This window comes from Mesorhizobium sp. YM1C-6-2, from assembly GCF_003666685.1.
Lineage (GTDB): Bacteria > Pseudomonadota > Alphaproteobacteria > Rhizobiales > Rhizobiaceae > Mesorhizobium_K.
This window is the reverse complement of record NZ_RCIZ01000003.1, coordinates 569,849-592,158: the sequence shown is the minus strand read 5'-3', so window position 1 is coordinate 592,158 and position 22,310 is coordinate 569,849. Positions and strand designations below refer to the sequence as shown.

At 59.9% G+C, this 22,310-nt stretch carries 34 protein-coding genes and 1 tRNA gene; 11 read left to right on the top strand and 24 right to left on the bottom strand.

Annotated features, from left to right (window positions below; all coding sequences use genetic code 11):
- Positions 1 to 68: 68 nt before the first annotated feature.
- A complete protein-coding gene (locus D8676_RS11710; RefSeq protein ID WP_121581032.1) occupies positions 69 to 296 on the bottom strand; it encodes a hypothetical protein in 228 nt (75 codons plus the stop codon).
- 68 nt (positions 297 to 364) lie between these two features.
- The gene (locus D8676_RS11705) at positions 365 to 835 is read right to left on the bottom strand and encodes a hypothetical protein (RefSeq protein WP_121581031.1); all 471 of its coding nucleotides are present in this window, start codon (positions 833 to 835) and stop codon (positions 365 to 367) included.
- A 427-nt stretch (positions 836 to 1,262) separates the two neighbouring features.
- Here D8676_RS11705 and D8676_RS11700 point away from each other — a divergent pair, with 427 nt between their 5' ends.
- Together D8676_RS11700 and D8676_RS11695 are read left to right on the top strand one after the other, a co-directional pair.
- Positions 1,263 to 1,568 carry a DUF1236 domain-containing protein gene (locus tag D8676_RS11700; RefSeq protein ID WP_121581030.1) on the top strand — a complete coding sequence of 102 codons (306 nt, stop codon included), beginning with the start codon at positions 1,263 to 1,265 and terminating at the stop codon, positions 1,566 to 1,568.
- A gap of 54 nt (positions 1,569 to 1,622) precedes the next feature.
- Entirely contained in the window at positions 1,623 to 2,366 is a 744-nt protein-coding gene (locus D8676_RS11695; RefSeq protein ID WP_121581029.1) for a DUF1236 domain-containing protein, read from the top strand.
- A 690-nt stretch (positions 2,367 to 3,056) separates the two neighbouring features.
- Here the strand turns inward: D8676_RS11695 and D8676_RS11680 are convergent.
- Positions 3,057 to 3,272 carry a DUF3606 domain-containing protein gene (locus tag D8676_RS11680; protein WP_121581107.1) on the bottom strand — a complete coding sequence of 72 codons (216 nt, stop codon included), beginning with the start codon at positions 3,270 to 3,272 and terminating at the stop codon, positions 3,057 to 3,059.
- A gap of 105 nt (positions 3,273 to 3,377) precedes the next feature.
- Here D8676_RS11680 and D8676_RS11675 point away from each other — a divergent pair, with 105 nt between their 5' ends.
- The gene (locus D8676_RS11675) at positions 3,378 to 4,235 is read left to right on the top strand and encodes an RNA ligase family protein (protein WP_147448188.1); all 858 of its coding nucleotides are present in this window, start codon (positions 3,378 to 3,380) and stop codon (positions 4,233 to 4,235) included.
- Between the two features lie 99 nt (positions 4,236 to 4,334).
- On the opposite strand, the gene D8676_RS11670 is transcribed toward D8676_RS11675, so the two are convergent.
- The 5 genes from D8676_RS11670 to D8676_RS11650 form a co-directional block, all read right to left on the bottom strand.
- A complete protein-coding gene (locus D8676_RS11670) occupies positions 4,335 to 4,607 on the bottom strand; it encodes a hypothetical protein (RefSeq protein ID WP_121581025.1) in 273 nt (90 codons plus the stop codon).
- Between the two features lie 147 nt (positions 4,608 to 4,754).
- Entirely contained in the window at positions 4,755 to 4,937 is a 183-nt protein-coding gene (locus D8676_RS11665; RefSeq protein ID WP_121581024.1) for a hypothetical protein, read from the bottom strand.
- The gene (locus D8676_RS11660; RefSeq protein WP_121581023.1) at positions 4,938 to 5,201 is read right to left on the bottom strand and encodes a hypothetical protein; all 264 of its coding nucleotides are present in this window, start codon (positions 5,199 to 5,201) and stop codon (positions 4,938 to 4,940) included.
- Positions 5,198 to 5,890 carry an SOS response-associated peptidase gene (locus D8676_RS11655; protein WP_121581022.1) on the bottom strand — a complete coding sequence of 231 codons (693 nt, stop codon included), beginning with the start codon at positions 5,888 to 5,890 and terminating at the stop codon, positions 5,198 to 5,200. Before D8676_RS11655 ends, D8676_RS11660 begins: the two co-directional genes overlap by 4 nt.
- Before the next feature lies 1 nt (position 5,891).
- Entirely contained in the window at positions 5,892 to 6,470 is a 579-nt protein-coding gene (locus tag D8676_RS11650) for a hypothetical protein (RefSeq protein WP_147448187.1), read from the bottom strand.
- 130 nt (positions 6,471 to 6,600) lie between these two features.
- On the opposite strand from D8676_RS11650, the gene D8676_RS11645 reads away from it, so the two are divergent.
- Complete coding sequence (locus D8676_RS11645; protein WP_121581020.1) at positions 6,601 to 6,909, top strand: hypothetical protein; 309 nt, start codon at positions 6,601 to 6,603, stop codon at positions 6,907 to 6,909.
- A gap of 421 nt (positions 6,910 to 7,330) precedes the next feature.
- Here D8676_RS11645 and D8676_RS11640 read toward each other — a convergent pair whose 3' ends face one another.
- Entirely contained in the window at positions 7,331 to 7,627 is a 297-nt protein-coding gene (locus D8676_RS11640; RefSeq protein ID WP_147448186.1) for a hypothetical protein, read from the bottom strand.
- 167 nt (positions 7,628 to 7,794) lie between these two features.
- Here D8676_RS11640 and D8676_RS11635 point away from each other — a divergent pair, with 167 nt between their 5' ends.
- Both D8676_RS11635 and D8676_RS11630 read left to right on the top strand, forming a co-directional pair.
- Complete coding sequence (locus D8676_RS11635; RefSeq protein WP_121581018.1) at positions 7,795 to 8,052, top strand: hypothetical protein; 258 nt, start codon at positions 7,795 to 7,797, stop codon at positions 8,050 to 8,052.
- 210 nt (positions 8,053 to 8,262) lie between these two features.
- The gene (locus D8676_RS11630) at positions 8,263 to 8,544 is read left to right on the top strand and encodes a hypothetical protein (protein WP_121581017.1); all 282 of its coding nucleotides are present in this window, start codon (positions 8,263 to 8,265) and stop codon (positions 8,542 to 8,544) included.
- A gap of 107 nt (positions 8,545 to 8,651) precedes the next feature.
- Here D8676_RS11630 and D8676_RS11625 read toward each other — a convergent pair whose 3' ends face one another.
- Together D8676_RS11625 and D8676_RS11620 are read right to left on the bottom strand one after the other, a co-directional pair.
- On the bottom strand, positions 8,652 to 9,062 hold the full coding sequence (locus D8676_RS11625; protein WP_121581016.1) for a GFA family protein: 411 nt from the start codon (positions 9,060 to 9,062) through the stop codon (positions 8,652 to 8,654).
- Positions 9,063 to 9,746: 684 nt separating this feature from the next.
- Positions 9,747 to 10,043 (bottom strand): hypothetical protein, encoded by a 297-nt coding sequence (locus D8676_RS11620; protein ID WP_121581015.1) that lies wholly within the window; start codon positions 10,041 to 10,043, stop codon positions 9,747 to 9,749.
- Between the two features lie 241 nt (positions 10,044 to 10,284).
- Here D8676_RS11620 and D8676_RS11615 point away from each other — a divergent pair, with 241 nt between their 5' ends.
- Positions 10,285 to 10,524, top strand: a complete 240-nt coding sequence (locus D8676_RS11615) for a hypothetical protein (protein ID WP_121581014.1) — start codon at positions 10,285 to 10,287, stop codon at positions 10,522 to 10,524.
- 15 nt (positions 10,525 to 10,539) lie between these two features.
- Here the strand turns inward: D8676_RS11615 and D8676_RS27290 are convergent, their stop codons facing one another.
- The 3 genes from D8676_RS27290 to D8676_RS27035 form a co-directional block, all read right to left on the bottom strand.
- A complete protein-coding gene (locus tag D8676_RS27290; protein WP_183097063.1) occupies positions 10,540 to 10,707 on the bottom strand; it encodes a hypothetical protein in 168 nt (55 codons plus the stop codon).
- 138 nt (positions 10,708 to 10,845) lie between these two features.
- Positions 10,846 to 11,376: a DUF488 domain-containing protein gene (locus D8676_RS11610; RefSeq protein ID WP_121581106.1), complete on the bottom strand. Its 531-nt coding sequence runs from the start codon at positions 11,374 to 11,376 to the stop codon at positions 10,846 to 10,848.
- 26 nt (positions 11,377 to 11,402) lie between these two features.
- Positions 11,403 to 11,750 carry a hypothetical protein gene (locus D8676_RS27035; RefSeq protein ID WP_147448185.1) on the bottom strand — a complete coding sequence of 116 codons (348 nt, stop codon included), beginning with the start codon at positions 11,748 to 11,750 and terminating at the stop codon, positions 11,403 to 11,405.
- A gap of 105 nt (positions 11,751 to 11,855) precedes the next feature.
- On the opposite strand from D8676_RS27035, the gene D8676_RS27285 reads away from it, so the two are divergent.
- The gene (locus D8676_RS27285; protein WP_183097062.1) at positions 11,856 to 12,023 is read left to right on the top strand and encodes a hypothetical protein; all 168 of its coding nucleotides are present in this window, start codon (positions 11,856 to 11,858) and stop codon (positions 12,021 to 12,023) included.
- A 640-nt stretch (positions 12,024 to 12,663) separates the two neighbouring features.
- Here D8676_RS27285 and D8676_RS11600 read toward each other — a convergent pair.
- The 5 genes from D8676_RS11600 to D8676_RS11580 all read right to left on the bottom strand — a co-directional run bounded on the left by D8676_RS11600 (position 12,664) and on the right by D8676_RS11580 (position 16,256).
- On the bottom strand, positions 12,664 to 14,208 hold the full coding sequence (locus tag D8676_RS11600) for a cache domain-containing protein (RefSeq protein WP_121581012.1): 1,545 nt from the start codon (positions 14,206 to 14,208) through the stop codon (positions 12,664 to 12,666).
- Positions 14,209 to 14,476: 268 nt separating this feature from the next.
- Positions 14,477 to 14,986: a hypothetical protein gene (locus D8676_RS11595; protein WP_121581011.1), complete on the bottom strand. Its 510-nt coding sequence runs from the start codon at positions 14,984 to 14,986 to the stop codon at positions 14,477 to 14,479.
- Positions 14,983 to 15,465, bottom strand: a complete 483-nt coding sequence (locus D8676_RS11590) for a TspO/MBR family protein (protein WP_121581010.1) — start codon at positions 15,463 to 15,465, stop codon at positions 14,983 to 14,985. The genes D8676_RS11595 and D8676_RS11590 overlap by 4 nt, the downstream gene beginning before the upstream one ends.
- Before the next feature lie 59 nt (positions 15,466 to 15,524).
- Positions 15,525 to 15,746: a DUF378 domain-containing protein gene (locus tag D8676_RS11585; protein ID WP_121581009.1), complete on the bottom strand. Its 222-nt coding sequence runs from the start codon at positions 15,744 to 15,746 to the stop codon at positions 15,525 to 15,527.
- A 27-nt stretch (positions 15,747 to 15,773) separates the two neighbouring features.
- Positions 15,774 to 16,256: a fasciclin domain-containing protein gene (locus D8676_RS11580; RefSeq protein WP_121581105.1), complete on the bottom strand. Its 483-nt coding sequence runs from the start codon at positions 16,254 to 16,256 to the stop codon at positions 15,774 to 15,776.
- Positions 16,257 to 16,411: 155 nt separating this feature from the next.
- Between D8676_RS11580 and D8676_RS11575 the strand changes: the two genes are divergently transcribed.
- Positions 16,412 to 16,993 (top strand): cupin domain-containing protein, encoded by a 582-nt coding sequence (locus tag D8676_RS11575; RefSeq protein WP_121581104.1) that lies wholly within the window; start codon positions 16,412 to 16,414, stop codon positions 16,991 to 16,993.
- A gap of 55 nt (positions 16,994 to 17,048) precedes the next feature.
- Here the strand turns inward: D8676_RS11575 and D8676_RS27030 are convergent, their stop codons facing one another.
- The 4 genes from D8676_RS27030 to D8676_RS11560 all read right to left on the bottom strand — a co-directional run bounded on the left by D8676_RS27030 (position 17,049) and on the right by D8676_RS11560 (position 18,459).
- Positions 17,049 to 17,306 carry a hypothetical protein gene (locus D8676_RS27030; RefSeq protein WP_147448184.1) on the bottom strand — a complete coding sequence of 86 codons (258 nt, stop codon included), beginning with the start codon at positions 17,304 to 17,306 and terminating at the stop codon, positions 17,049 to 17,051.
- Between the two features lie 204 nt (positions 17,307 to 17,510).
- Positions 17,511 to 17,585: transfer RNA gene (locus D8676_RS11570), tRNA-Glu, on the bottom strand.
- A 90-nt stretch (positions 17,586 to 17,675) separates the two neighbouring features.
- Positions 17,676 to 18,068 carry a VOC family protein gene (locus tag D8676_RS11565; RefSeq protein ID WP_121581008.1) on the bottom strand — a complete coding sequence of 131 codons (393 nt, stop codon included), beginning with the start codon at positions 18,066 to 18,068 and terminating at the stop codon, positions 17,676 to 17,678.
- 10 nt (positions 18,069 to 18,078) lie between these two features.
- On the bottom strand, positions 18,079 to 18,459 hold the full coding sequence (locus D8676_RS11560) for a fimbrial protein (protein WP_121581007.1): 381 nt from the start codon (positions 18,457 to 18,459) through the stop codon (positions 18,079 to 18,081).
- Between the two features lie 20 nt (positions 18,460 to 18,479).
- Here D8676_RS11560 and D8676_RS11555 point away from each other — a divergent pair, with 20 nt between their 5' ends.
- Both D8676_RS11555 and rpoH read left to right on the top strand, forming a co-directional pair.
- A complete protein-coding gene (locus tag D8676_RS11555) occupies positions 18,480 to 19,520 on the top strand; it encodes an RluA family pseudouridine synthase (protein WP_121581006.1) in 1,041 nt (346 codons plus the stop codon).
- A 204-nt stretch (positions 19,521 to 19,724) separates the two neighbouring features.
- Positions 19,725 to 20,636, top strand: coding sequence for an RNA polymerase sigma factor RpoH (gene rpoH, locus D8676_RS11550; protein WP_121581005.1), 912 nt, complete (start codon positions 19,725 to 19,727; stop codon positions 20,634 to 20,636).
- 74 nt (positions 20,637 to 20,710) lie between these two features.
- On the opposite strand, the gene D8676_RS11545 is transcribed toward rpoH, so the two are convergent.
- Positions 20,711 to 22,285, bottom strand: coding sequence for a glycosyltransferase (locus D8676_RS11545; RefSeq protein WP_121581004.1), 1,575 nt, complete (start codon positions 22,283 to 22,285; stop codon positions 20,711 to 20,713).
- Between the last annotated feature and the right edge of the window lie 25 nt (positions 22,286 to 22,310).

Genomic DNA, 22,310 nt, shown 5'->3' with positions numbered 1-22,310 from the left:
TTCCTCTGGAAATCCGATCGCGCCCAAGAGAAAGGGCCCACCGAAGAGACCGGCGGGCCCAAATCTAATTAGCCGCCATCAGCCGGCGCGCTCGGCGCTGCCGGCGCAGGCGTACTCGGAGACTCCACCTTCGGCAAATTGAAATCCACGTCGACGTTTCGCGTGCCCCCGGTACCGCCGAAATCGATAACGCCTGTGAAGAACAGGACAATCACCAGGCCGATAATCGCAACAACGGCGGCGACTGCGCCGCCTCCGCCACCGCCGCTGTTTACGACTGTAGGTCCGTCAGCCATAACCTATCTCCTTTTTAAATCGGTCCCTTCGCGTGTCGAACGTCAGTTAAGTCACGCAAGTTCCTGTTTCAGTTTCCTGTGAGCTGCCGTAGCCGAGCCACGTCCTTGCGCGTTGCAGGTCTATTCACAATCGTGCGCCCGCGATTGTCCTTCATCTCGTAGCGACCGGCGCGGAGCGTTTCCTCGAAGCCGTTCCAGTGCCGGACCCGCACTTTTGCCTTGGCGGGATTTCCGATGCCGATCACGTTTCGTGTGGCACTTTTCTGGTTAGCATCCGCTTTGTTTTTGCCGCCCCCTTGGCCATTCCCTTGACCGTTGCCGTTGCCACTACCTTGGCCGTCGCCGTTTCCGTTGCCCCCGCCATTCCCTTTGCCGCCGCCGCCATTTCCGCTGCCGCCGCCATTTCCGCTGCCCCCGCCATTCCCGTTGCCGCCGCCGTTACCGTTCCCGTTGCCCTTGCCTGCGGCTTTGCCTCGACGGGGCAGCGCCGTGATGAAAGCGGCGGAGAGCGTGTAGAGGAAAATGCGGCGTGAGAGCATGTTAACTCCATCGTCCTCCGGCTTGATCAGTAAGCCCGCCGCCCGATGGTAAGCGGCGGGCCGACCCGGCAGGAAGGGACGTTGACTGACCGGGAAGCTAGGATGCGATCACCCCCAAGGTTGTCATGATAACGGCTAGGGTGAACACGGGCGCCAGAAGCCAGCGTGCTTGGTAGATGCTGTTGTCCATTGCAGTCACCCCGAAAAAAATCTCGCCGATAAACGACGATAGAGGGCGCCGGTTTCCTCTTCAGGGAAGCCGGGGACCTTTGCGATGACGACTTGGGCCCAAAGTCCCAGCCTCATGGACTTTAGTCCCTGCGATTGCGGCAAAGGTCCGCCATTGGAACGCCCGAGGCCAATTGCCGTTGGGCAGGCGGCAGGACCAACCGGTCACGCCGTTTTCAACGACACACGGAGATTTTCCATGAAATCGCAGGTTCAGGCATTGCTCGTAGGTATCGCTCTGTTGGGTGGCGTCCATATCGCGGCGGCCGAGACGATCGTCATCGCTCCCGAGCAGGAGACGGTCATTCGCGAGTATGTGAAGAAACAGCCGATCGCCTCGATCGACCTTCCCGGCGTCGAGTTGAACATCGGTTCGACGGTTCCGGATACCGTCGAAATTCACAAGATCGACGCTCCGGACGTGACCTACAGCTACACGGTCGTCGGTGGCCGCACCTATGTGGTCGAGCCCGGAACGCGCAAGATCGTGAAGATCCTCGACTGAACGCAACGGTGAGCGGGAGCCCACCCCCAGCAACCAGACGAACAGGAAACGATCATGCGCAAACTAATCGTGACGGCGGCCAGTGCAGCCTTCCTTGCGGGCACGGCCATTGCCACCCTCCAGGCTCAGGAGACGCAGGGGACCGAAGGTTCTCAGGAAGAAATCATCAAGACACCCAACGCCAATTCCGCAACCGAGGCGGCGCCCGGGCAGGAGCAGAAGAGCGGTGAGGCCAGCAGCGCTACGGAAGCCGCGCCGGGTCAGAAGCAGCAGACCGGCGAAGTGGATGCAAAGGAAGCCGCTCCCGGCCAGGTGAAGAAACAGGATCAGGCAACCGGCGAGGAGCAGCCCAAGACCAACGAGTCGGCTGCTGAAGGTGGCCCGGGTCAGAAGCAGAAGAGCGACGAGAGCACAGCCCATGGGGAAGCTCCGGGCCAAAAGCAAAAGTCCGGCGAGACGACTGCCAAGGAAGCTGCTCCTGGTCAGACGAAGGAGGACCAGGCCACCGACGAGACAAAGCCGTCGACAGAGACGACAGGCAGCATCGACATCAAGGCTGAGCAGAAGACCGAGATCACGCGGGTCTTCCGGGAGGTCAAGTCCGAGCCGGTGGACATCGATATCGACGTCAATGTCGGCGTTGTCGTTCCGCGGACGGTCACCCTCCATCGGCTTCCGCCCCGCGTAGTGGAGATCGTGCCGGCCTACCGCGATTACGAGTACTTCGTGCTCGCCGACGGCCGCATCGTGATCGTCGAGCCGGCCACGCTAAAGGTCGTCTACATCCTGGTAGTGTGACCTTCGAGCGGCAGAAGACCGACACACAACTCCTCCGGTCTTCTGCCGATTTTCAATTAAGCCCCCCGAGGGAAATATGCCACTTTCCAACACCCCGATGCCACCTCAGCACCTTGCGTTGATCTCCGAGGTCGCGGAGGCGTACTCAATTGCATTCTCGGTGGCTGAGGCAGAAGAGCGCGATCGTCTCACAGGTCTGCTTGAGATGCTCGTTCAGCGCGGAGCGCACACCAAGGCCGAATTGGCCGCATCGTTGGAGCTCGAAATCGCGAGGGGTTTCTTGAGATAGAACCCTCCCAAGGCCAGATTGACCTGGCCATTGCATACGTTGAAGCACGATCGACAAACTTTTCCGACCGCTAGGTGACCGTGACGGAGGGCAGGCAGGGGAGAAAGAACCGCCAATCAGCCAGACGGCGATGAAGATGCTGAAGGCGATGCAACCAAAGCCGCCCACAAAACAGCACGTCCCGCTTCACCGGTTCTCTCCGGGCAACTCCTCGTCGACCTCTTCGTCGATTACGAAGCCGTCTCGAAGTCGCGGCCTGCCTGGCGCCGCGTTGCAAACCGGGCATGGCTTACCAGGGGCGCCGCAATTGCACTCGTCAGGCCACGCCAGGCGCGGATGATCCTCGCAAACAAAGCGCGCGTCATGGCACAGTGGGCAGGTGCCCGACAATTTGCCGACCATCACAGGCGCGATGAGCGGGGGCTCGGCTTGTTGTTTGCAAGCCCCTTGGCCGCCTTCATCAGCTTCTCCCGGTCGTTGCCATAGGCTCTGATGAGTTGAAGAGCCTGTTCGAGCGTAACGCCTGTTTCCTTAGCCAGATGCTGCACCTCGTAGTCCTGGCCGCCCGCAACACGGTCACGATCTTGCTGGCCGGTTTTCGACTTATCGTCAGCCATGATGCTGCCTCCCATTAGAAAATTCTACAACACAGATAACGTCGTGCAGTTCCGGGGAACGGAATCCGTTCGGCCGGATTGAATCGCGTCTGTCGAGTGCTGTTCATGAGTGCCCAGTTCATAGAGCCTATGCTTGCCTCCCTCGTCGAGCAGCCGCCCGACGGTGAGGAATGGATTCACGAGATCAAGCACGACGGCTACCGGACGCTGCTCGCCTTGGAGGATGGTAAGGTCCAGGGCTTCACCCGCCGCGGGGCCGACTGGACGGCGAAGTACGGCGCCGCGGTTCGGGAGGTCGGGGGATTGCCGGTTCACTCCGCCATTCTCGATGGCGAGATGACGGTCCTGAACGCGGATGGCAGATCGGATTACCGGGCGCTCAAGACAGCTATCAAAAGCAGTCCCGGTCGGCTGGTCTTTATCGCCTTCGATATGCTCATGATCGACGGCAAAGACATCCGTGGCGAGACGACGATCGAGCGGCGGGAGCGGCTCCAGATCGTGCTGGATGAGCCTCCCACAGCAATCCAGTTTTCGGAGGCTGTACAGGGTGGCGGCAAGGCTTTCTATCAGGCCGCTGACGCGATGGGGCTCGAAGGCATCGTTTCGAAGCGTGCGAAGGCCTCCTATATCGGCGGTCGCACCCGCGCCTGGCTGAAAATCAAGAGCTACGCGATATCCGAGCTGGAGGTAGCTGGTGTCCTGGAAGGCCGCGGCAAGCCGACAATGGCCCTGATGGTGGATCGACAAAACAACTACCGGGGCGGCGCGTTCATCACCAACCGCGGGATCAAGGAGAGATTGCTCTCCCGCGTCAGGGCGAAGCGAGTGCCATTGCCGAAAGGGATGGAAGCAAAGCCTGATGCCAAATGGCTGGAACCGGGCGTTATGGCAACGGTACGCCATCTGCGCGGCGAGGAGGATCTGCGGCATGCTTCAATAGAGTCCGTCGAGCGGGCCTAAGAGCTGACCCCCGCCTAAACGAGGTGGTAGATAGCGATCAAGGCCAGAACGATCACGAGAGCTGCCACCGCGGAGAACGCGTGAGGGGTGAGTTGCATGCTACATGTCGCAGACGTTGATGATGCCGGCCTCCCCATAAAGCGTGCGAGGGACCTCCCGCTTGCGTCGCGAGGGCTTCAGGGCGTCAGCGGCGAAGCTCTCCAGCATGTCAGGGTCTCGCACCCCCGCGCGATACAATTTGATAAGGCGTCGGCCAAGTTCATCATGATGGGTCGGGTCGATGTTCGCGCTTGCCTTGGCAAATACCGCCAAAAGCGCACTGAGGTCGGCCCCGGTAAATCCAGCGATCCGCGCAACATTATCAAATGACATTTCAGCCTACCTCGGAAAGCCCAAGCCCGCCGCCTGCGAGGGAACAGACAGCGGGCCTATTTGGGCAGGAGCCCACAGGTCGGCATGGCGCCGACGCTTAGCAACCTCGGCAATTCGAAAAAGTTCCGGGCCGGATTGCTCGCGCCATCAGCGCCCGAGCAGGCGCTCGCCGTGGTCGCGATGCCCGAAGCAGAACCAGCGCGTTTCCTGCTTCGTGCGGGAATAGCGCCAGCCGCCCCAGGCTGAGCTGCCCTCCCGCTCGCAGTAGTGCACGAAGATGCCACTCGGCGCTGACGCAGGCGTCTCGCCAGGCCGCAGTTCGTCGCTCATCTATTCCATCTCCGGCACTTCGCCCGCCTGAAACAGCGTTGTTGGGGGTCCATATTCACCGATCGCCGGGTTTGCTTCGCGGCTCCAGGCGATGACGCCGGCATGCTTCGTCGCGAGCGATTTGGCAACCCGCACCGCACGCTCTTCGCTCTGCTGTTCGACGGGGCCGTAAACGGGGAATAGTTCGCCATCGTCGCCGCGGTCGAATGCTGCCGCGACGATCAGCTTCGGCATCTTCTGTTGAGGCAGCAGACCGTTGCTCATAGCGGGCTGATCGGTCCAATCATGGAGGCGTCGTCGTTCGGCTTGTCCGTCTTGCTGGACGCGTTCACGCTGCGGTCGACGCGATGGAACTGCAGATCGCCATCCAGATTATTGGCAAGCAGCGGCTTCACATCGGCCGCAGGCGTCGCCGGGTCCATCCAGGCGTCATAGGCCTCCGGCGCCAGGATGGCCGGCTGGCGATCATGCAACTGGGTCATCGGCTCCGCCGCCGGCATGGTGATGATGGTGCAGCTCGTCACGTCGAGCTTGCTGTTGTGCGCCCACAGACCGGCGAAGCTGAACGGCCGCGTCCCGGCCAGATGGATGAACCAAGGATCTCGGCCGCCATCCTCGGCGTTCTTCGTCCACTCGTAGAAGCCGTCGGCCGGGATCAGGCAGCGCTTCGATTTCCATGCATCCTTGAAGGCGCTGGATGTGTCGGCCGTCTCGATGCGGGCGTTGAACATCGCGCCCTTCGGCATTTCCTTCGCCCACCATGGCACCAGCCACCAGCGGCCTTGGCGGACCTTCTGGCCGCCGTCCTCGTCAGCGGTGACGAAATAGACGTCCTCGGTCGGGGCGATGTTGTAGCGCGCCTCGGTGTTTCGGCCGGTTTCGGTCGACGGCAGCAGGCGATACATCTCGTGGATGTCCGCCCAGGAGTGGAAGCGGGTGAAGCGGCCGCACATGCTAGGCCGCCTCGAGTGCGTCGACGGCATCGAGCGCAGCCTGACGCTTCGGCTCCACGGGTTCGTCGGGATAGTAGCTCGCTCCCGCCAGTGTCGAGAACGCGACCGTCAGATTGTCGACGAGTTCCTTCGCCTTCCACCTGTCCTTGAGATGGTCGACGACGATCCAGGCAAGCGTACCGTCCCGGTCGTTCCTTTTGCCCTTGGCAGCGATCTCCCGCAGCATCTCCAGCGCCTTCGGTCGGTCCGCCAACTGTGATTCCGGATCAATCAGCAGCGCCAGGTTGACGTCGGGCGGCAAGCGATCCTCGCTCCAATTGGCGCTGGCTGCTTCGCCTGCAGCACTCTCCGCCTCCATCCATACAAAGGCCGCGTCGCACGCATCGGGTGAAAGCTTCCCCTTGAAGCCGCGCATATCAAACCCTTCGAGCTCAAAAAGTCCGGTCGCAGCAGTTTCAGGATCGATTCCACCTTTGACAAACACGGCGGTAGCGGCTGCCAAAGCTCGGTCGAGTTCGTCCTTTGTAGCGGTCGCTACCGACACCTTGATCGGCAAACTTTCCATGGCGGAATACTCCAAGCTGCCCTCCGTTCCGCAGTGAACAAAAATGGAACAAAAGAGTCAATCCGGCATTGACGGGAGACAATGAGAGAGGCATCTCCCTCATTGGGGCGTAGCTGAAACCTCAGGGGCTTGAGGAGCAACGCACATGCCGCGCCGCAAGCGCCACGACACGATTCGGGAATACGATCTCCAGAAGATCGAACGGCAGGTCTCGGTTTTGGACAGGGTCGCTGGCGACACCTTTCTAAGGCTATCCGCATTTTGCCCGCACGGCGAGGCGCTGATGCAGCTCCGCAGGAATCTACATACCGCGGTCAACCTGCTCAACAACCGGCCGGCTGACTATTCCCGCCACAACGGCCATATGTCGCCTGAACAGGTCGCCTGGCACAATGAGTTCGAGCGGAAGTGTCGAGAGTCGGGGCGCGCACCTCAAGGCGAAGATGGAGCCTGAGAGTCTTCGGTCTTTCGTAGTCCGCAGGTGGAACTTCCGACGCGGCTAGAAATTTGAAGGTTGGATCACCACCTTGCTTCCCCCGAGACGGCGATCCTAGGCCCGCTGCTTACGGCCTTTCGAAGCGGCGGGCTTCTTTTTGTGCGAGCGTGCACATGGTACCGAGAACTCCAGTTGAAACCATCGAGTATAATCCTAAATTGCCCGGGTCTCTCCGTCTGGACCTGCTAATGTACTCGAGCGGCCGGCGCCCCACCGACCCCCAATTCGGCCGCTTAAACTACCCGTCGCGCTTAACCCTCAGGCGCGGCGGGGCTTTTTTATTTTGGCTTCTGCTTCTTGCTTCTTGGCCGCCAGCCGTGCCTCGCGCAGCTTCTTGGTCTTCATCAAGCGCGCGGCACGTGCAGCCTTGGCGTGAGGCCTAAAAGATGTCCTTCAGGCGCTCTCGCGCAACGTTTCGAGCATCTTCAACCATGGTGATGAGTTCTCCCCAAAACGCTAGCCCAACGCCTTGTCGATCGCCTTCATCGCTGCCTGTGCCCGCTTCTGACATCGGCATGTTTTCCTGCATGACATACATCTCGTCCAGCAGCCGGTCCAAACGGAATGCAGGAAGGTCGGTCGCAAGATGGTGAAGCAGCATTTTCAGGAAAACCCTGTTTATGCCGCGTTCGATCATGAACAATCCGCCAAGGACCTCGAACTGCCCGTCGCTCATTGAGCCGCTCCCATCCCCGGCGTCCATTAGCTTGCGGGTCATGCGAATAGTCAATTGGACGCCCGGACACTGGCCGAAGATGCCATCGGAGATGGAACGATTTTTATGGGCGGCGGTTGAAGCGCAGAGCCGTTTGAGGGCAGCTCTTCACCAAGAAGGAGACCCCCATGAAACTCGTTCTAGCAGCCGCAGCTGCCATTCTTCTAACGTCGGGTACGGTCTATGCGCAGGACAAGTCGTCCAATACACAAGGCCGCGACACCGACCCCGGCAATTATCTGAAGGGGCCGAAAACCCAGGATTTCTACACCGACGAATCCCGGACCAATGTTCGTTCGCCGGCTGAGTTCAAGCAGGTCTGGGACAAGATGAACGATACCGACCGGCTGACGTCAAGCAGGCGTGCTCAGCGAATCGGGATGTGAGTTACAATCCGTTTTGCACAAACGTTGGGGGTATGTAAGCGCTCTTCGAGCCCGCAGCGGCGGCGTCATCAGGTGGCGCTCAAACAAAAGGGCCCGGCGCAATGGCTGGGCTCTTCTCGAAGCTGGAGCTGAACCAGAATTTGTAGTTTATGCCGAAGCGTATAGCGTCGAAATCTTATTCTCCGACGATTCCTGAAAACATCCCAGATCGTGAAGACCACAGCGACCCTCGATCCCGATGGCACCAGCTTCACCATGGCGCGGGGCGCATGGGCGAACTCCTATCCCCTGACGGATTTGCCAAAGTGGATCGCCTTCTATCGTCGGCAAGCTAAATTGCACCCAGGCCAATCGTCTTATGCCGACGACATTGAGGCGCTTGAAGGTCTCAAGCGGCAGGCGGACAATCGGCGTGCCAACGGCCAGGAGGTGCGTCGCGATGAGGGAGCGCCGTACTCACCCAGGTTCTCCGGAGGACTGCCCGACACCTAGCGGACATAAAAGCCGGGCTCAATCAGCACTCTGCGATCTCGTCGCCCCCGGTCCTCGAGCGCGAGTCGCCGTCGGCCACCAGTTCGTGAAGGGACTGAATGATGCTGTCATTCCAGATTTATCCCATCCCGCTCGGTTTCCGTTTCGTCGACACGATCCCCGGCGTGCTGATCAGCCCATGGCAGACCGTGGAGCCAGCTTTCCCGCCGAGGTACCCAAATCTCGTACCGTGGCACCAGCCCGGAAGGTGCGTCATCGAGAGAGCCGACCATGATCTCTGCTTCGTCGGGCCTGAGCGAGAATAAGCGGGATCCACAATCCGGGCAGAAAGAGCGTCCGCGATAGGTGGTGACGACGGACGTCGAGCGAAATGAGGCGCGGGGCCATACCGCGAACATGGTGAAAGCGGACCCGCTCGTTTGTCGACAATCCGTACAGTGGCAAAGGCCCACCCGCAGCGGCTCGTCGCTCACCTTGTAGCGAACAGCACCACATTGGCATCCGCCTTGCCGCTCCATGTGTCACGCCAATGGCTTGGAGGTTGGCCGAGGCGTTGTGCTGGCCTTGCGTGGACCGTCAACGTCGCGGTTCGCGACTGTGCTCTTGGACGTGTCGGGAGCCGGTTCAGAGGTTCCAACTGTCTTGGGAGCCGCGTGCTCATCGTCAATGAATTGCTCCGCGTCGGTGCTTGCGGCCCGCATCCCATACGAACGCCGACGGATGCGCGTCGCGCGATCGGTCTCACCATCGCGTTCGGGAAATGGGCTCACCGTGTCAATGATTGGATGGTCGGGCATGACAGCATTCCTTTTCACCCCGCGGGTCGGAATCGTTGCAGAGCCTTGAACCTGGCGGCGCTGGCGGCTTGCCGATTTCGCAGCCGACGGCGGAGTTGTCGACGCTGATGCCATTTCCCAAAAAGTTCATCGGCTATGCCAAACAACCAGTTCATCGTGATGCCTCCAACGTCGAGGAACGAAACGCCCGCTTCGCCCCGACCCGTCCGCGCCAGAGCCGTTTCGGAGCGCGCGACATGCGCACTGCTCGCGCAGGCAAAGCGCGAAAGGGAAGATTGTTCCGGACAAATTTGTAGGGGGCTTCGACGCCTTCAGCGTCCCATCGACCGCACTCACCAAGTTCGGCCGCCTAAAATTGCCCGCTCCTAAGCTTCGGGACAGGATTTAGTGCCAGGGCAAACACCCTTAATCATTCAGGGCGTCCGGATCTCCTTCAAAGAACTCAACGAGAAGGCCGCGACTTTCTCCCCGGCCAGGTTTGTCAAATCCGCCTCCCAAAGCCCTATCAAACAGTATGGGCGCGCCGATCAGGTTTGCGTATCCCAACACCGCGCGCTCGATGTCGTACACATTCTCCGACGGGGTCTGTCGTCTGAGGCTGGCGGCTATGGCCGCGACGTTGACGATTCCAAACTCGTGAAGCGCCCGGCTCACCTGATGGCTCACCGCAGTATAAAAAGCAGGGTTGTTATTGAACTTCATGGCATCCTCCGCTCGCGGACAGGATTGCCCCTCATCACAACCATACTCTCCTTGTGCTGCCGAGGCAATGGAAGCAAGAATAATATCTCAAGAAATTCAATTAGTTAGTAAGGTAATCGTCCTTGTAACAATGGTCGGTGCACACATAGGAAGCCGGCAGGGTAGTCAGCGGCTCTTGCAACTTTTTAGACAATTGCTATCTCCATACCAGTTTAGACAGTTACTCATTCGGGAGGCTCCCGTGGCGGGGTTAGAGCGTCCAGACCGTTTGCAGGTGATGTTAAGCCCGGACGAGTTTCGAGCGCTGGATGACTGGCGCTTCGAAAAACGAATGCCGAGCCGGGCCGCCGCGGTGCGGGAATTGCTTCGGCGCGGCCTTGCTGCCGAAGGATTCCCGCTCGCCCATGAAGGCAGCCATTCCAGCGATTTCGGAATTCTGGAAACTAAAAAGCCCAATGGCGATGAGGGACAGGCGGACTAGGTCCGGGAAAGGCTTCTATTTCGCCTTCTGCTTCTTGTCCTGCTCAGCCGCTAGGCGTGCCTCGCGCAACTTTGCCGACTTGGCGAGGCGGGCGGCGCGTTCGGCTTGAATGGCAGCCTTGGCCTCCGCTTGCGTTCGCTCGAAACGCTGTCGCCGCTCTTGGGATGTCGTGAACTTTGCCACATCACTCTCCGTATTGGCGAGGGTGGCTATAATGCGGGGCGGCGATGTTGAGTTCCGTTGGCTAGTGGCGGATCAAAACAACTCCACCGAGCAGCAAAACGGCGCTGGGCAAAGGCCCGCAGCATCATCCAGCCACTGCTAGACGGACGGGTAATTCACCTTGCCGCCGGGCGCCCTAATCGCCCCTGGAGTGGGCCGGGCGTGCTCGTCGCGCCCTGGTGACATTAGATGGTCGACCGGATGACCGCTCAACAACAAATAGTCAGCGATGATTCTGCGGTGACACCGCCACCAGACTGCCTCCGAGCACATCAATGTCACTCGACCATGGCGGCCGAGTTCGATGACCTCGGCCAGGGCTTCGGCGAAAGCGTCGCTCAAGGCATAATCGGCGTAGTTGTGGAAGCTCTGAACTCGCCATAGTGCATTGACGTTCTTGTCCGTTTCGGGCTGCTTCTTTCGCCGGCCTCCCAACGCGGGGCAGTGCCGGTAGCCGATCTGCACCTTCGCAAGCTCGGCCGGAAGTCGGTCTATGTTGAAAGCGGGATTTGTACGAGATCGCGGGAAAGAGCGGACGTCGATCAGCAGGCTTACCCGCGCCTCGCGCAGCATGCCGATGAATTCTTCGATCGATCGATTGGAATGCCCAACGGTCAGAAATGCCGCCATTGCCTTGATCAATGAAACACGAGGCTTCAGCTGTTGCTGTCTTCGCCTCGGGCTGCCGTGTGAGGGAAGGTGGCGTCCCCATCATCGTCCTTGGACAAAACACGTGGGTTTGCACTGGACACGCCGTTATTTCTGCCGCCGGCATGCTTCTTCTCAGATTGACCTTGCGCGTCGGTCTCCGGATTGCCTCGATCCCCATCTCGCAAGTCGGATTTATCGTTTTCGCTGCGTTCATGAGTCGCTTCGGTCAAGCCTATGCCCAGCGGCGGCTTCTTGTTTTCGGCAGCCTTTTGGGAAAAGTCGTCGCTGGGATCTGGACCCTGGCGTGGCTTAAGTTCGCGCGCGCCGTGTTCATAAGCTGGCTTCTTGATCATGGCTGATCCTCCAATTCGTTATCAAACCGAAGGCAGCTCTATTAGTTCCGCGACGCTCGAGCAGCCGAAGTAGGGCCGGCGCCACCTGTCTATCGGGAACCGGCGATGAGCCGTTGGCTCGACGAATTCGAGATCCAGGAACTCGTGGAATCTTTCAACGCATGGATTTCCATCTTGGCGGCGACTTCGCCGGGTGGCGGGATCGTATTCAACGCGGGCAGAATCACGAGCGGTCAGATCGGGATTTGTGATTATCAGGAATTTGCCGTGTAAGTCCGGAAAGCCCAGGAACAACGCTGACAGCATGGCCTGATGTAAATCGGGGTCATCGAAGTGCGGCCCGGACGGCAACACGACCGAACAGTCCTAGCACGGTTCCATCAGAAGGATGGTATGCAGTGGCAGGATGGTATGCAGTGGCCGGCCTATGTCAATGCAGCGTTTTCGTTGGGATGTCCGCCGAAAACCTGGAAACCTTTGTCGACTTCTTCGGAGCTGCTGCCTACGAAAGCGAATGCCTGCTTCGACGGATTTCGACCCTTAAGCTCAAATTCCTTGTCCGGCCTTTGCGGCGAGCACGAGAGCACTCCAGGGTTGGAGTCTTCGTCGAAAAACCTGGCCTAGCAAGTTCGCTTGCAAGGCACACACCCGTAATTGTACGGGCCGGTACGCCCCGAGGACAGAGAAGCATGGTCGCTGGTCCTCAAGCGCCGGTTTCAGCTACGCCCCAACCAAGGAGATGCGTCTCGTAGTACGTAGCGGCAAGCGACCGGGAAACGTCAATGCTTGCTTGCACAGACAGGCTGAGACGGGACCGCAGCGCGGTTATCATGCGACACCATCCTGTGCGCATTGCACATTGTCTCGTCGAGGCTGGTGTCGCCAAACTTTGTGAGCCTTCGCCAAGCAATTATCAGTGCACTAAAAACGACACAATGACTCGGGTTCCGGCCGAGACATCGACCTTGATCGTGCCTCCCAGTTGCATCACGAAGCCTTCGATCAATCTGCTTCCCATTCCAGTACGGCGATCGTGCGAATAGCCTAGTCCATCATCTTCGACTATAAGCTCCGCTTTCCCGTTTAAGACAGTCAGCCTGACGGCGAGGCGACCATCAATTCTGTTCACCCACGCATGTTTGAAGGCGTTTGTGACTAGTTCGTTGACGAGCAAGCCCAGCGGCATGGCACGGGCTGACCCAAGCCTCAAAGGCTCAATCTGCGTTTCGATAGTAACATGGCCGCGAAAGCCTTCGGCTGAATCCTTGACGATGCGTCCGATATACGAGGCAACCTCGACCTCCTCGAACTGGTCAGATCCGTAAATATGCTCGTGCACGGCGACCATTGCGGCGATACGCGCGGAGAGGTCGTCTTTTCGGTCCTGGGGAAGCGGCTGCAACCGCACGAGCGATGAGACCGCTTGAAGGTTGTTCTTCACGCGATGGTGGATTTCGCGCATGAGGAAGTTGTTGCGCTCGAGAGCTTGTTCAAGCGCCAGACGTCTTCCCGCGTCCCCCCGAAGAAGGCGCAATATCCAAAACATGCCGCCAGCAAGCAGAATAATCACTGGGACGCCGATCAAGAGGCCATCGCGAAGGCTACCCCAGAAGAACTGGAGTGCCTCGCCACGTTCGATCCCTGTTATGGCAACCAACGGCCAGAGATCGACCTTGCGATATCCGACGATCCGCGACACGCCGTCTGCTACCGATGCCGCGTTATGGTAGAAGCCACTCGGAGCTTTTGGAAGATAGTCGTTGAACAACGGCGACGCGTTTAGATTTATTGTTTCCGGAAGCTGGGGATGACGGGCAACAAGCCAGCCATCTTCGCGGACAACAGAAACAGTGGAATGTGGCCCAAGCTCCAGCAGCATCCAGAACTCGTCCATTGCGGTCGTCGGAATTGCAATACTGGCAGCCCCGTTGAAACGTCCCCCGCGCGAAATCCTTCGCGCAACGACAAACACTTGTTCGTCGCTGAGACGCTCCTTAAGCTGTGGCGAGACAACAACCTGTTCGCCATCGCGGATTCTCTTAAAATATTCTCTATCGGAAACCTGAATACCGATCGCTTCCGGGACGCTTGAATATCTGAGATGGCCCGTCTCATCGTAGACGGAATACTGGAAGCCTTCAGGCAAATCACCGACGGCTTTGCGGATGTCGGCGATACTGTCAGCCGAAGTGCTGACCGGGTAATTACTGAGCGCGGCATCGATGCGCCTGAGAGCCTGGTCGCTGGCTTCCATCATCCATTCGATGTGCGCTGCGACCACCTGAGCGGACGATAAAGCGCGTGCTTCGCCACTTTCTACAGCAGTTCGGTAGTTCTGCCAAATCATCAGCATGGCCAGTCCGGCAAGCACAGCCAGCGTAAGGATTGCGAATGCAACAGTAGCAAAGGGTGTTGTAACGCCAGCCAACCGACGCGGGCGTGTGACTCCACCGATCATGTCCCTCTCACCCCATCGAATGCATACCAATCAAGGTTAGAGCATGGTGTTCACAGTGTCATCACGGAAGGGCGGACAAGGGCTCCTCTCCGATTCGCCACTTGGCGCGGAGGGGAACCGCGGGTGCGTCATCTGGCGGCTCTACGCGATTCCGGCAGGTGCGAAGGACAGATTGTCTCTCTATCCGATGTGCGCCGATATTTCCTGACGCTCGTCAACCTGCGTGCCCACTGTCTGCGAATGTCTATTGGCACTAGGTGCGCGAAATTTACATAGAGCGACTATCATAAGCCCAGTGCAGTAGAGCTTGCCGCTGGCGCGGGCGGCACCTTAGATCACCTGGGTGGCAGGCGCCGACAAGCTGAGAAACGTGTCGACGAATAGCCTGCCAGCGAGCGATCTGCCTCTCGTCCTCTCCAAATAACCGACGCCCTTGATAATAACGGCAGTACCATTGGAACCATCCACGCGGGTCATCGGGATGTATCCAGCCCTTGGCACGCCACACGCTCAGCGGCTGGCTCGCATCAACGCCGAACCAATTTAGAGATGGCTTTTTGTGGTTCGGCGACAGCTTCGCGTTCGCAAACCAACTTTTCGGAAACTCTGCAGTGCAATCATTTATATATTTACCGCCGAACACGCCAAGTTTTAGCATTTCGGAAGGGGTCAGGTCCGGGTTGAAATCCGGATGAAAGTTACGGCCCGGAGAAGCAACGCGGGCGTAGCGGTAGCCACGCTGCATTCGGTCGTTGACTTCGATCCACCGTGGTTTCATGCGAACTTCGTCGAAGTAGCGCGGTTGCGTCGCCATATGGAAAAAGTCAGCACTGACGCGAAGGATACCCAAGCAAGGTAAGGCATCAGAATAAATGCCGCGGCTGAGTTGACCAGGTAAAAAAGAATAATCGTCACCATGATAGACGCCCAAAGCATGAGAATTTCGGCCAATGCCAGACCAACTCGGTGGAGGCCAAAAAAGATCGGCGTCCATGCTGCGTTGAGAAAAAGCTGAGCTGCATAAATGGTTAGAGGAAGAGCTGCGCCGACAAAGCCTGCTTGACGCCAGACCAGCCAGCCAGAGAAGGCTATCAATGTATAAAGAACAGTCCAAACTGGTGCGAACAACCAATCCGGCGGCCGCCACTTAGGCTTGTCCAACTGCCGATACCAGTCGCCCGGCCGAAAGACCGCCCCAGTCGCAGCGGCGGCGAAACTGGCTATCAAAAAGGCTATCAGAATGATGGTGGAATGCATGTCTCTAGACGCACATCAGTGGGACCGCCGACAAAGCCGGCAGCCCCACGGAAGGCATATCAGTTTCGATGTATTGCCGGTTTGCTAGAGCCGCTTGCAGAAACCAGCTGGTTAACCTGCCAGACTGCCGATAAGCCGACCAAGGTATAGACAGTCCTTGCCAGCGCAGAACCACTCCCGAAGATCGCAGCTACCAGGTCGAGGTTAAAAACGCCGACGAGCCCCCAGTTCAAGCCTCCAACGATGAGAAGGACGAGTGTTAGAATGTTGATGAACTTCATTGGTCGGGTCTCCTGGCAAGACGTCTATCAGCCGTTTGGCGGCATCATCACCTTGTCGATGACGTGAATAACCCCGTTTGACGCTGCGACATCTGCAGTCACGACTTTGGCGTCGTTCACCATCGGTCCATTATCAAGGTCGATGGTAATGTCGGCACCTTCTACAGTAGCAGCTTTCATGTCGTCCCTCAGATCTCCCGCCATGACCTTGCCCGACACAACATGGTAGGTGAGGATTTCTGCAAGCTTGGATTTATTCTCCGGCTTCAGCAGTTTCTCCACGGTACCTGCTGGCAGAGCGGCGAACGCTGCGTCAGTTGGTGCGAAGACGGTGAATGGTCCAGCGCCTTTAAGAGTCTCCACCAGCCCAGCAGCGTCGAGTGCCGCTGCCAACGTTTTGAACTGACCAGCCCCGACGGCAGTCTCGACGATGTCCTTGTCTGCGGCGAAGACCGCGGTGTTTGCGGCGAAAGCCATCGAAGCGGCCAACACGATACTTTTAAAGCTCATAATGATCTCCTCTCGGCGCTGTTGGTTCTGTTGCGCATCTGTCATTTGGGCAAATTCACTTTTCCTGCCAGTCAAATTTTCGTTACAGGACAAAATATTATCTTGTGACGAAAATCTCCCTATAATAATTTCGCTGGAGGAAAAGGAGTTTGATTTTGATCTCCGATACGCTCTCGAACGAGCTCCAGCGTTATGCGATAGGCACCCGCGTAAAGGCGCTCCGACTGAAGAAAAAGTTGGCGCTCGTTCGGCTGGCCAGCCACACCGGCCTCTCGCCTGCAATGCTGTCAAAGATCGAGCGCGGGCAAATGATCCCGACACTGCCGACCTTGCTTAGGATCGCGATGGTTTTCGGTGTTGGCCTCGATCATTTTTTCAGAGCAAACGAGGAAGAGCCAGTCGTTACGGTTGTGCGAAAGTCGGAGCGTCTGCTGCTTCCAAGCGATCCCCTCGAAAGCAATCCCACGTATCTGTTCGAGAGTTTGGACTATCCCGCTCCCAACCGTCGTATGGAAGCATTCTACGCTGAGTTTGCCGTTGGGGCGCCTGCCTCTGAGCCGCATCGACACGGGAGCGCGGAGTTTATCTACGTTCTCAGGGGACGACTCTGGGTAGATTTAGAAGGGCGAGAACGCCTGCTGCATGCCGGCGACGCGATGTACTTCGATGCAAGCAGCGCACACAGCTACAGGTGCGACGGAAAGGGAACGTGTGCTGCTCTCGTTGTAACCGCGTAAGCTGTTGACCCCCTTGAGGGCTATCTGGTGTTGTGGGGTGTTCACGAGAAGTGCCCTATGTTTGAACCCATCCTGCTTGATAGGGTGGTGCGAACGCGCCGCGCTGTGCAGCGATCATTGTCGATCCGGAGGTGCGCCTGGAAGGCAGCACCGGCTGCAGCCTCAGCGCATGCCGTGTAAGGGCGCGATCGAACCGGCCCCTTGAAGACCTCTTCTTGATGACTGGCGAACCACATTGCGGCGCATGCTTGCCGGGCGAGAGGCGGAGCTCATTCACGAAATCGGCAAGTTCGTGGATGATTGGCTTGCCCATCCACCTTTCCTCATCAGGCTTGCGTCGGTCTCGAGCCCGCTCCGAGTCTTGTCCTATAAAGATGCTCGGCGGTGTTAGCTCGCCGCAAGAACAAAAATTTCGAGAAAATGACTGAAGGGCAGGAATGCACATTCAGTTGCCCAGGCGATATTGGACAGTTTCTGGACACCAAGGGCCGCGACAGCTACTAAGTTATTGATTTGTTGGTACGCCCACGGGGAATCGAACCCCGGTTTGCGCCGTGAGAGGGCGCCGTCCTGACCGCTAGACGATGGGCGCGTGCAGAAGCCGCGATATAGGCTGGCCTTTTGCAAAAAGCAACATGGGGAGCGATCGTTTTAAAATCCCTCCTTGAAATCGCCGCCAAAGTCAGCGGCGTGGCTCGATCAGATCCCAGAGATTGCCGTAGAGATCGGAAAACACGGCAACCGTGCCGTAGGCTTCGTGGCGAGGTTCTTCGCGGAAGGAGACGCCCTTCGCCAGCATCGCCTGATGGTCGCGGGCGAAATCATCCGTCTCCAGGAACAGGAAGACGCGGCCGCCGGTCTGGTCGCCGACACGTGCGGACTGGCGCTCGCCGTCTGCCTTGGCGAGGAGCAGCCGCGCGCCGCCTTGTCCCGGCGACAGGATCACCCAGCGCTTGCCGCCGCCGAGATCTACGTCCTCGGCGAGCGTGAAGCCGAGCTTTTCCGAGTACCAGGCGATCGCCTCGTCATAATCGTCAACGACGAGCGCAACGGTCGCGATGCGACGCTCGCTCATTCCCCGTCCGCTATTCCTGGACGATCGCGAAGCGGCCGACGATCCGCTTCGACGTCATGTCGTAGACATGGACGGCGCGGCTGCCATCGGGCAGTTCGAGCGACAGCGAGATGCGGTTGCCGGAGAGCGACTGCGAAACGATCCTCGCCCCTGATGGCACCGGGATCTGCCCTTCGATCACGCCTTCCGGCGACGGCACCTCGATTCCGGCGGCGCTGTCGGCCGGCGGCGTCACCGTGACCGACTTGTAGACAAGCGCGCCCACCACCGCCATAAGGGCGATGAACAGCAGGCCGAGATTGATGGCGACGAAGCGGACGAGCTTCCTGCGCACATTCTCGACCGCCGGGTCCAGCGGTTTTTCCTCTTCGTCGGATGCCGGCCGCGCCATGATCGAGTTCCGGATGCCAGATGCGCGACCCTGATAGCGAAGAGCCTTCGGAATTGATAGAGGCCGCCAAGGTCGCATTCGAGGTAGGGCCGGAGGCCGCCGGCGTACGGCTCGACCAATGGCTGACCCAAAGGCTCGGCGCCGAATTCTCGCGCAGCCGCGTCCAGGCGCTGATCCGCCAGGGCGCCGTGAGCCTCAACGGAACAGGCGTTTCGGACCCGGGCCGCAAGCTGAAGCCGGGCGACACCGCCGCGGTGAGCCTGCCCGAGCCTGAGCCGGCCGAGCCCGTCGGCGAGGACATTCCGCTCGACATCCTCTACGAGGACGCCGACCTCATCGTCATCAACAAGCCCGCGGGGCTGGTCGTCCATCCGGGCGCCGGCAACTGGACCGGCACGCTGGTCAACGCGCTGATCCATCATTGCGGCGACAGCCTGTCAGGCATCGGCGGGGTGAGAAGGCCGGGCATCGTGCACCGGCTGGACAAGGACACGTCCGGCGTCATGGTCGCCGCCAAGACCGACCGTGCCCATCGGGCGCTGTCTGAGGCCTTTGCCGATCATGGCCTGGAAAGCGGGCTCGAGCGTTCCTATATAGCGTTGGTGTGGGGAATTCCTGAGAGAGCTGCCGGCAAGATCGATGCGCCGCTGGGACGTGCCGCCGACCGCGTGCGCCGGGCGGTTGTGCCACCGGGCCGTGCCGACGCGAGGCATGCGGTGACGCACTATACCGTGCTCGAAGGCTTCGGACGCGGTAAGGACGGCGGCGCCGCTTCGCTGGTCGAATGCCGGCTGGAGACCGGCCGCACCCATCAGATCCGCGTCCACATGGCGCATGCCGGCCATCCGGTCGTCGGCGATCCCGACTACGGCCAGGCGTTCCGCACCAAGGCGAACCGTCTGCCGGAACCGCTGCGCACCATGACGAAGGATTTTCCACGCCAGGCGCTCCACGCGAAACTTCTTGCCTTCTCCCATCCGGCCACGGGTGAGACGATGCGTTTCGAAGCCCCGATGCCCGCCGACATGGCGGCCCTGGTCGCAGGGTTCCGGGAGCTCTGAGCTTCAGAAACGCTGAACCGAGCCTCAATTTATCGCGCTGGCGCTGTTCACCGGAACATTACAATCTGTTTAGGATTGAACAAATCCCTGTATTTTCCGGTTTTGTTCCTATATATGTCGGTTGGCTCGGATGCGCGCAAATGCGGCCGTGCCTAATGCCCGCCTTGTTCAGGGGGCAATCTAAGAGAGAGGAGGGCGCAACTCATGGCCCAGTCACTACCCAGTATGGTTTCCGGAGAGGGCGGGCTTTCCCGCTACCTCGAGGAAATCCGTCGTTTCCCGATGCTTCAGCCGCAGGAAGAGTACATGCTCGCCAAGCGGTACCAGGAGCATGAGGACACCAACGCCGCCCACAAGCTGGTCACCAGCCACCTCAGGCTCGTGGCCAAGATCGCCATGGGCTATCGCGGCTACGGCCTGCCGATCGGCGAGGTGATCTCCGAGGGCAATGTCGGCCTGATGCAGGCCGTCAAGAAATTCGAGCCGGAGCGCGGCTTCCGGCTGGCCACTTATGCCATGTGGTGGATCAAGGCCTCGATCCAGGAATACATCCTGCGCTCGTGGAGCCTGGTCAAGATGGGCACGACCGCCAACCAGAAGCGGCTGTTCTTCAACCTGCGCAAGGTGAAGGGCAAGATCCAGGCGCTCGACGATGGCGACCTCAGGCCCGACCAGATCGCCGAGATCGCGACCAGGCTGAACGTCTCGGAAGAGGAGGTCGTGTCTATGAACCGGCGCCTGTCCGGCGACGCCTCGCTCAACGCGCCGATCCGCGCGTCCGAGGGCGAGTCCGGCGAATGGCAGGACTGGCTGGTCGACGACAGCGACAATGCCGAGCAGATCCTGGTCGAGCAGGACGAACTCGAGAACCGCCGCGGCATGCTGGCCGGTGCGCTCGACGTGCTCAACGACCGCGAGCGGCGTATCTTCGAGGCGCGCCGCCTCGCCGAGGAGCCGATGACGCTGGAAGAGCTGTCGGGCGAGTTCGACATCAGCCGCGAGCGCGTGCGCCAGATCGAGGTGCGCGCCTTCGAGAAGGTGCAGGACGCCGTCAAGGCGGCAGCCAAGCGCCAGGCCCAGTCGCTGAGAACGATCGAAGCGCAGCCCGCTGCTTAAGGCCCTCGCGGCCTCATCGAAAACAAAACCGCGCCGGAGACCGGCGCGGTTTTTTTGTTTGCGGATGGTATGCCTCACCAGGGGACGTGGAATATCTCCACGCGCGGCAACCCGACCGGCGGCACGCCGAGATCCTTGGCGAGGATGCCGAAACCCTCCGTCTCGATATGATCCCGATACGGCAACTCCGGAAAGACGAGACCCCCGCGGTGCAGGGATGCGTCGACCAGGAGCATCGTGCCGCCGACCCCGTCCAACGCGATCTTTTCGAGGTGGCGGACGTCGGACAGATGTAGACGGCCGGCGAAATCCGGCGGCGGCTGGTAGAGGCCACGGACCACGGAGCGATAGTAGCGATGGTCCCGCTGCGGCCGGATCGTCACGAAGCTGTTGAGGTCGAAGGAACCCCCGCCTGGCGCCAGAACGCAGTTCGGAACCACGATCCGCTCGCCCGCCGTCATCAGCGTCCGCACGATGTCGGACGGGAACTTCCACACGTCGGCATCGACCCACAGCACCCAGTCGTCGCTGGAATCGAGCCCGTGCCGGATCAGATGGTTCCTGACCTTTGCCAGTCCGGAGCGCCGTCTTCGCTGCAGCCTGGGCCTGGCGCGCTTTTCACGGTCGAATTTCGTGCCTACCCGCAACTGCAGAAGCACGATGTCGCGGAATGTGGACCTGAGCGGGGCTACCGCCGCCTTCAGCACGTCCCAGCTCCGGTCCTCGCTGTCTCCCTCGCAGAAAACGAGCTTGATGCGCTCCGCGGGATAGTCGAGCGCCTGAATGGCGGAGAGGAATGGAACGATGTGCTCGGCGGCGTCGCGGACCGGCACCAGCACAGCGACGTTTTTTCCTTCGGGCGGCGGCCTGGTCAGAACGGCGGGATCCACACTGCGCCTTGCCTGCAGCGGATCGAGTTGCCTGCCGCGCGTCAACAGATACAGGCCCCGGTGAAGTCGCCGCCGGAATGCGTTCCGCAGGCTCTCCTTCGGCTGCGGCGTCCACCATGTCCCCGCCCAGTGATGCACGGACAGGGTTTCGGATTCCATGTCCGCGCTCCCTCCCTGCTTGCCGTCACGATCGAGCGGCGTGAAGAGCCGGTAGGGATGGATGGCCAGCGAGGCCTGGTCCGGAAAACTGAGCTGCGCCGACGTCAGCACCGCGGGGCCCGTCGCGTCGATGGTCTCCTTCGCCCAGGCGAGCGTCGGCAGGTAGGACAGGAGATGCGGCCAGAAGGGATGCCCCGGCGGGCTCGCCATCGTCCCGTTGAAAAGCAGATAGGGAAGCCCCCGAAACGCTGCCTCGCCGGCGAAATGCGACGGCGGCTCCTTGCTGAGCACGACGCGGTTCTCGGCCATGAGCGGCGCGAAGGGCGCCACGCATTCGCAGTCGAGATCGGCATAGACACCGCCGAAATGATGCAGCAGCAGGTAGCGGCCGGCGTCGGCGCGCTGAACCCCCTTGCTGTAGCTGCAGAAGGTCGAGAGAAAATCCGGATAATGCCGGGCGACGAATTCGAGCAGGGTCCGGTCGTTCCAGAACATGCGGGTCCAGCCGGGATTGTGACGGGTCCAGCTTTCGGCCCAGGCTTGAAAGCGTTCGGGAACGCTGTCGGTCTTCCAGGTCTGGTGCAGGATGGGCGGGATCATCGGGTGCGCCCCCTGGCGAAGCCTC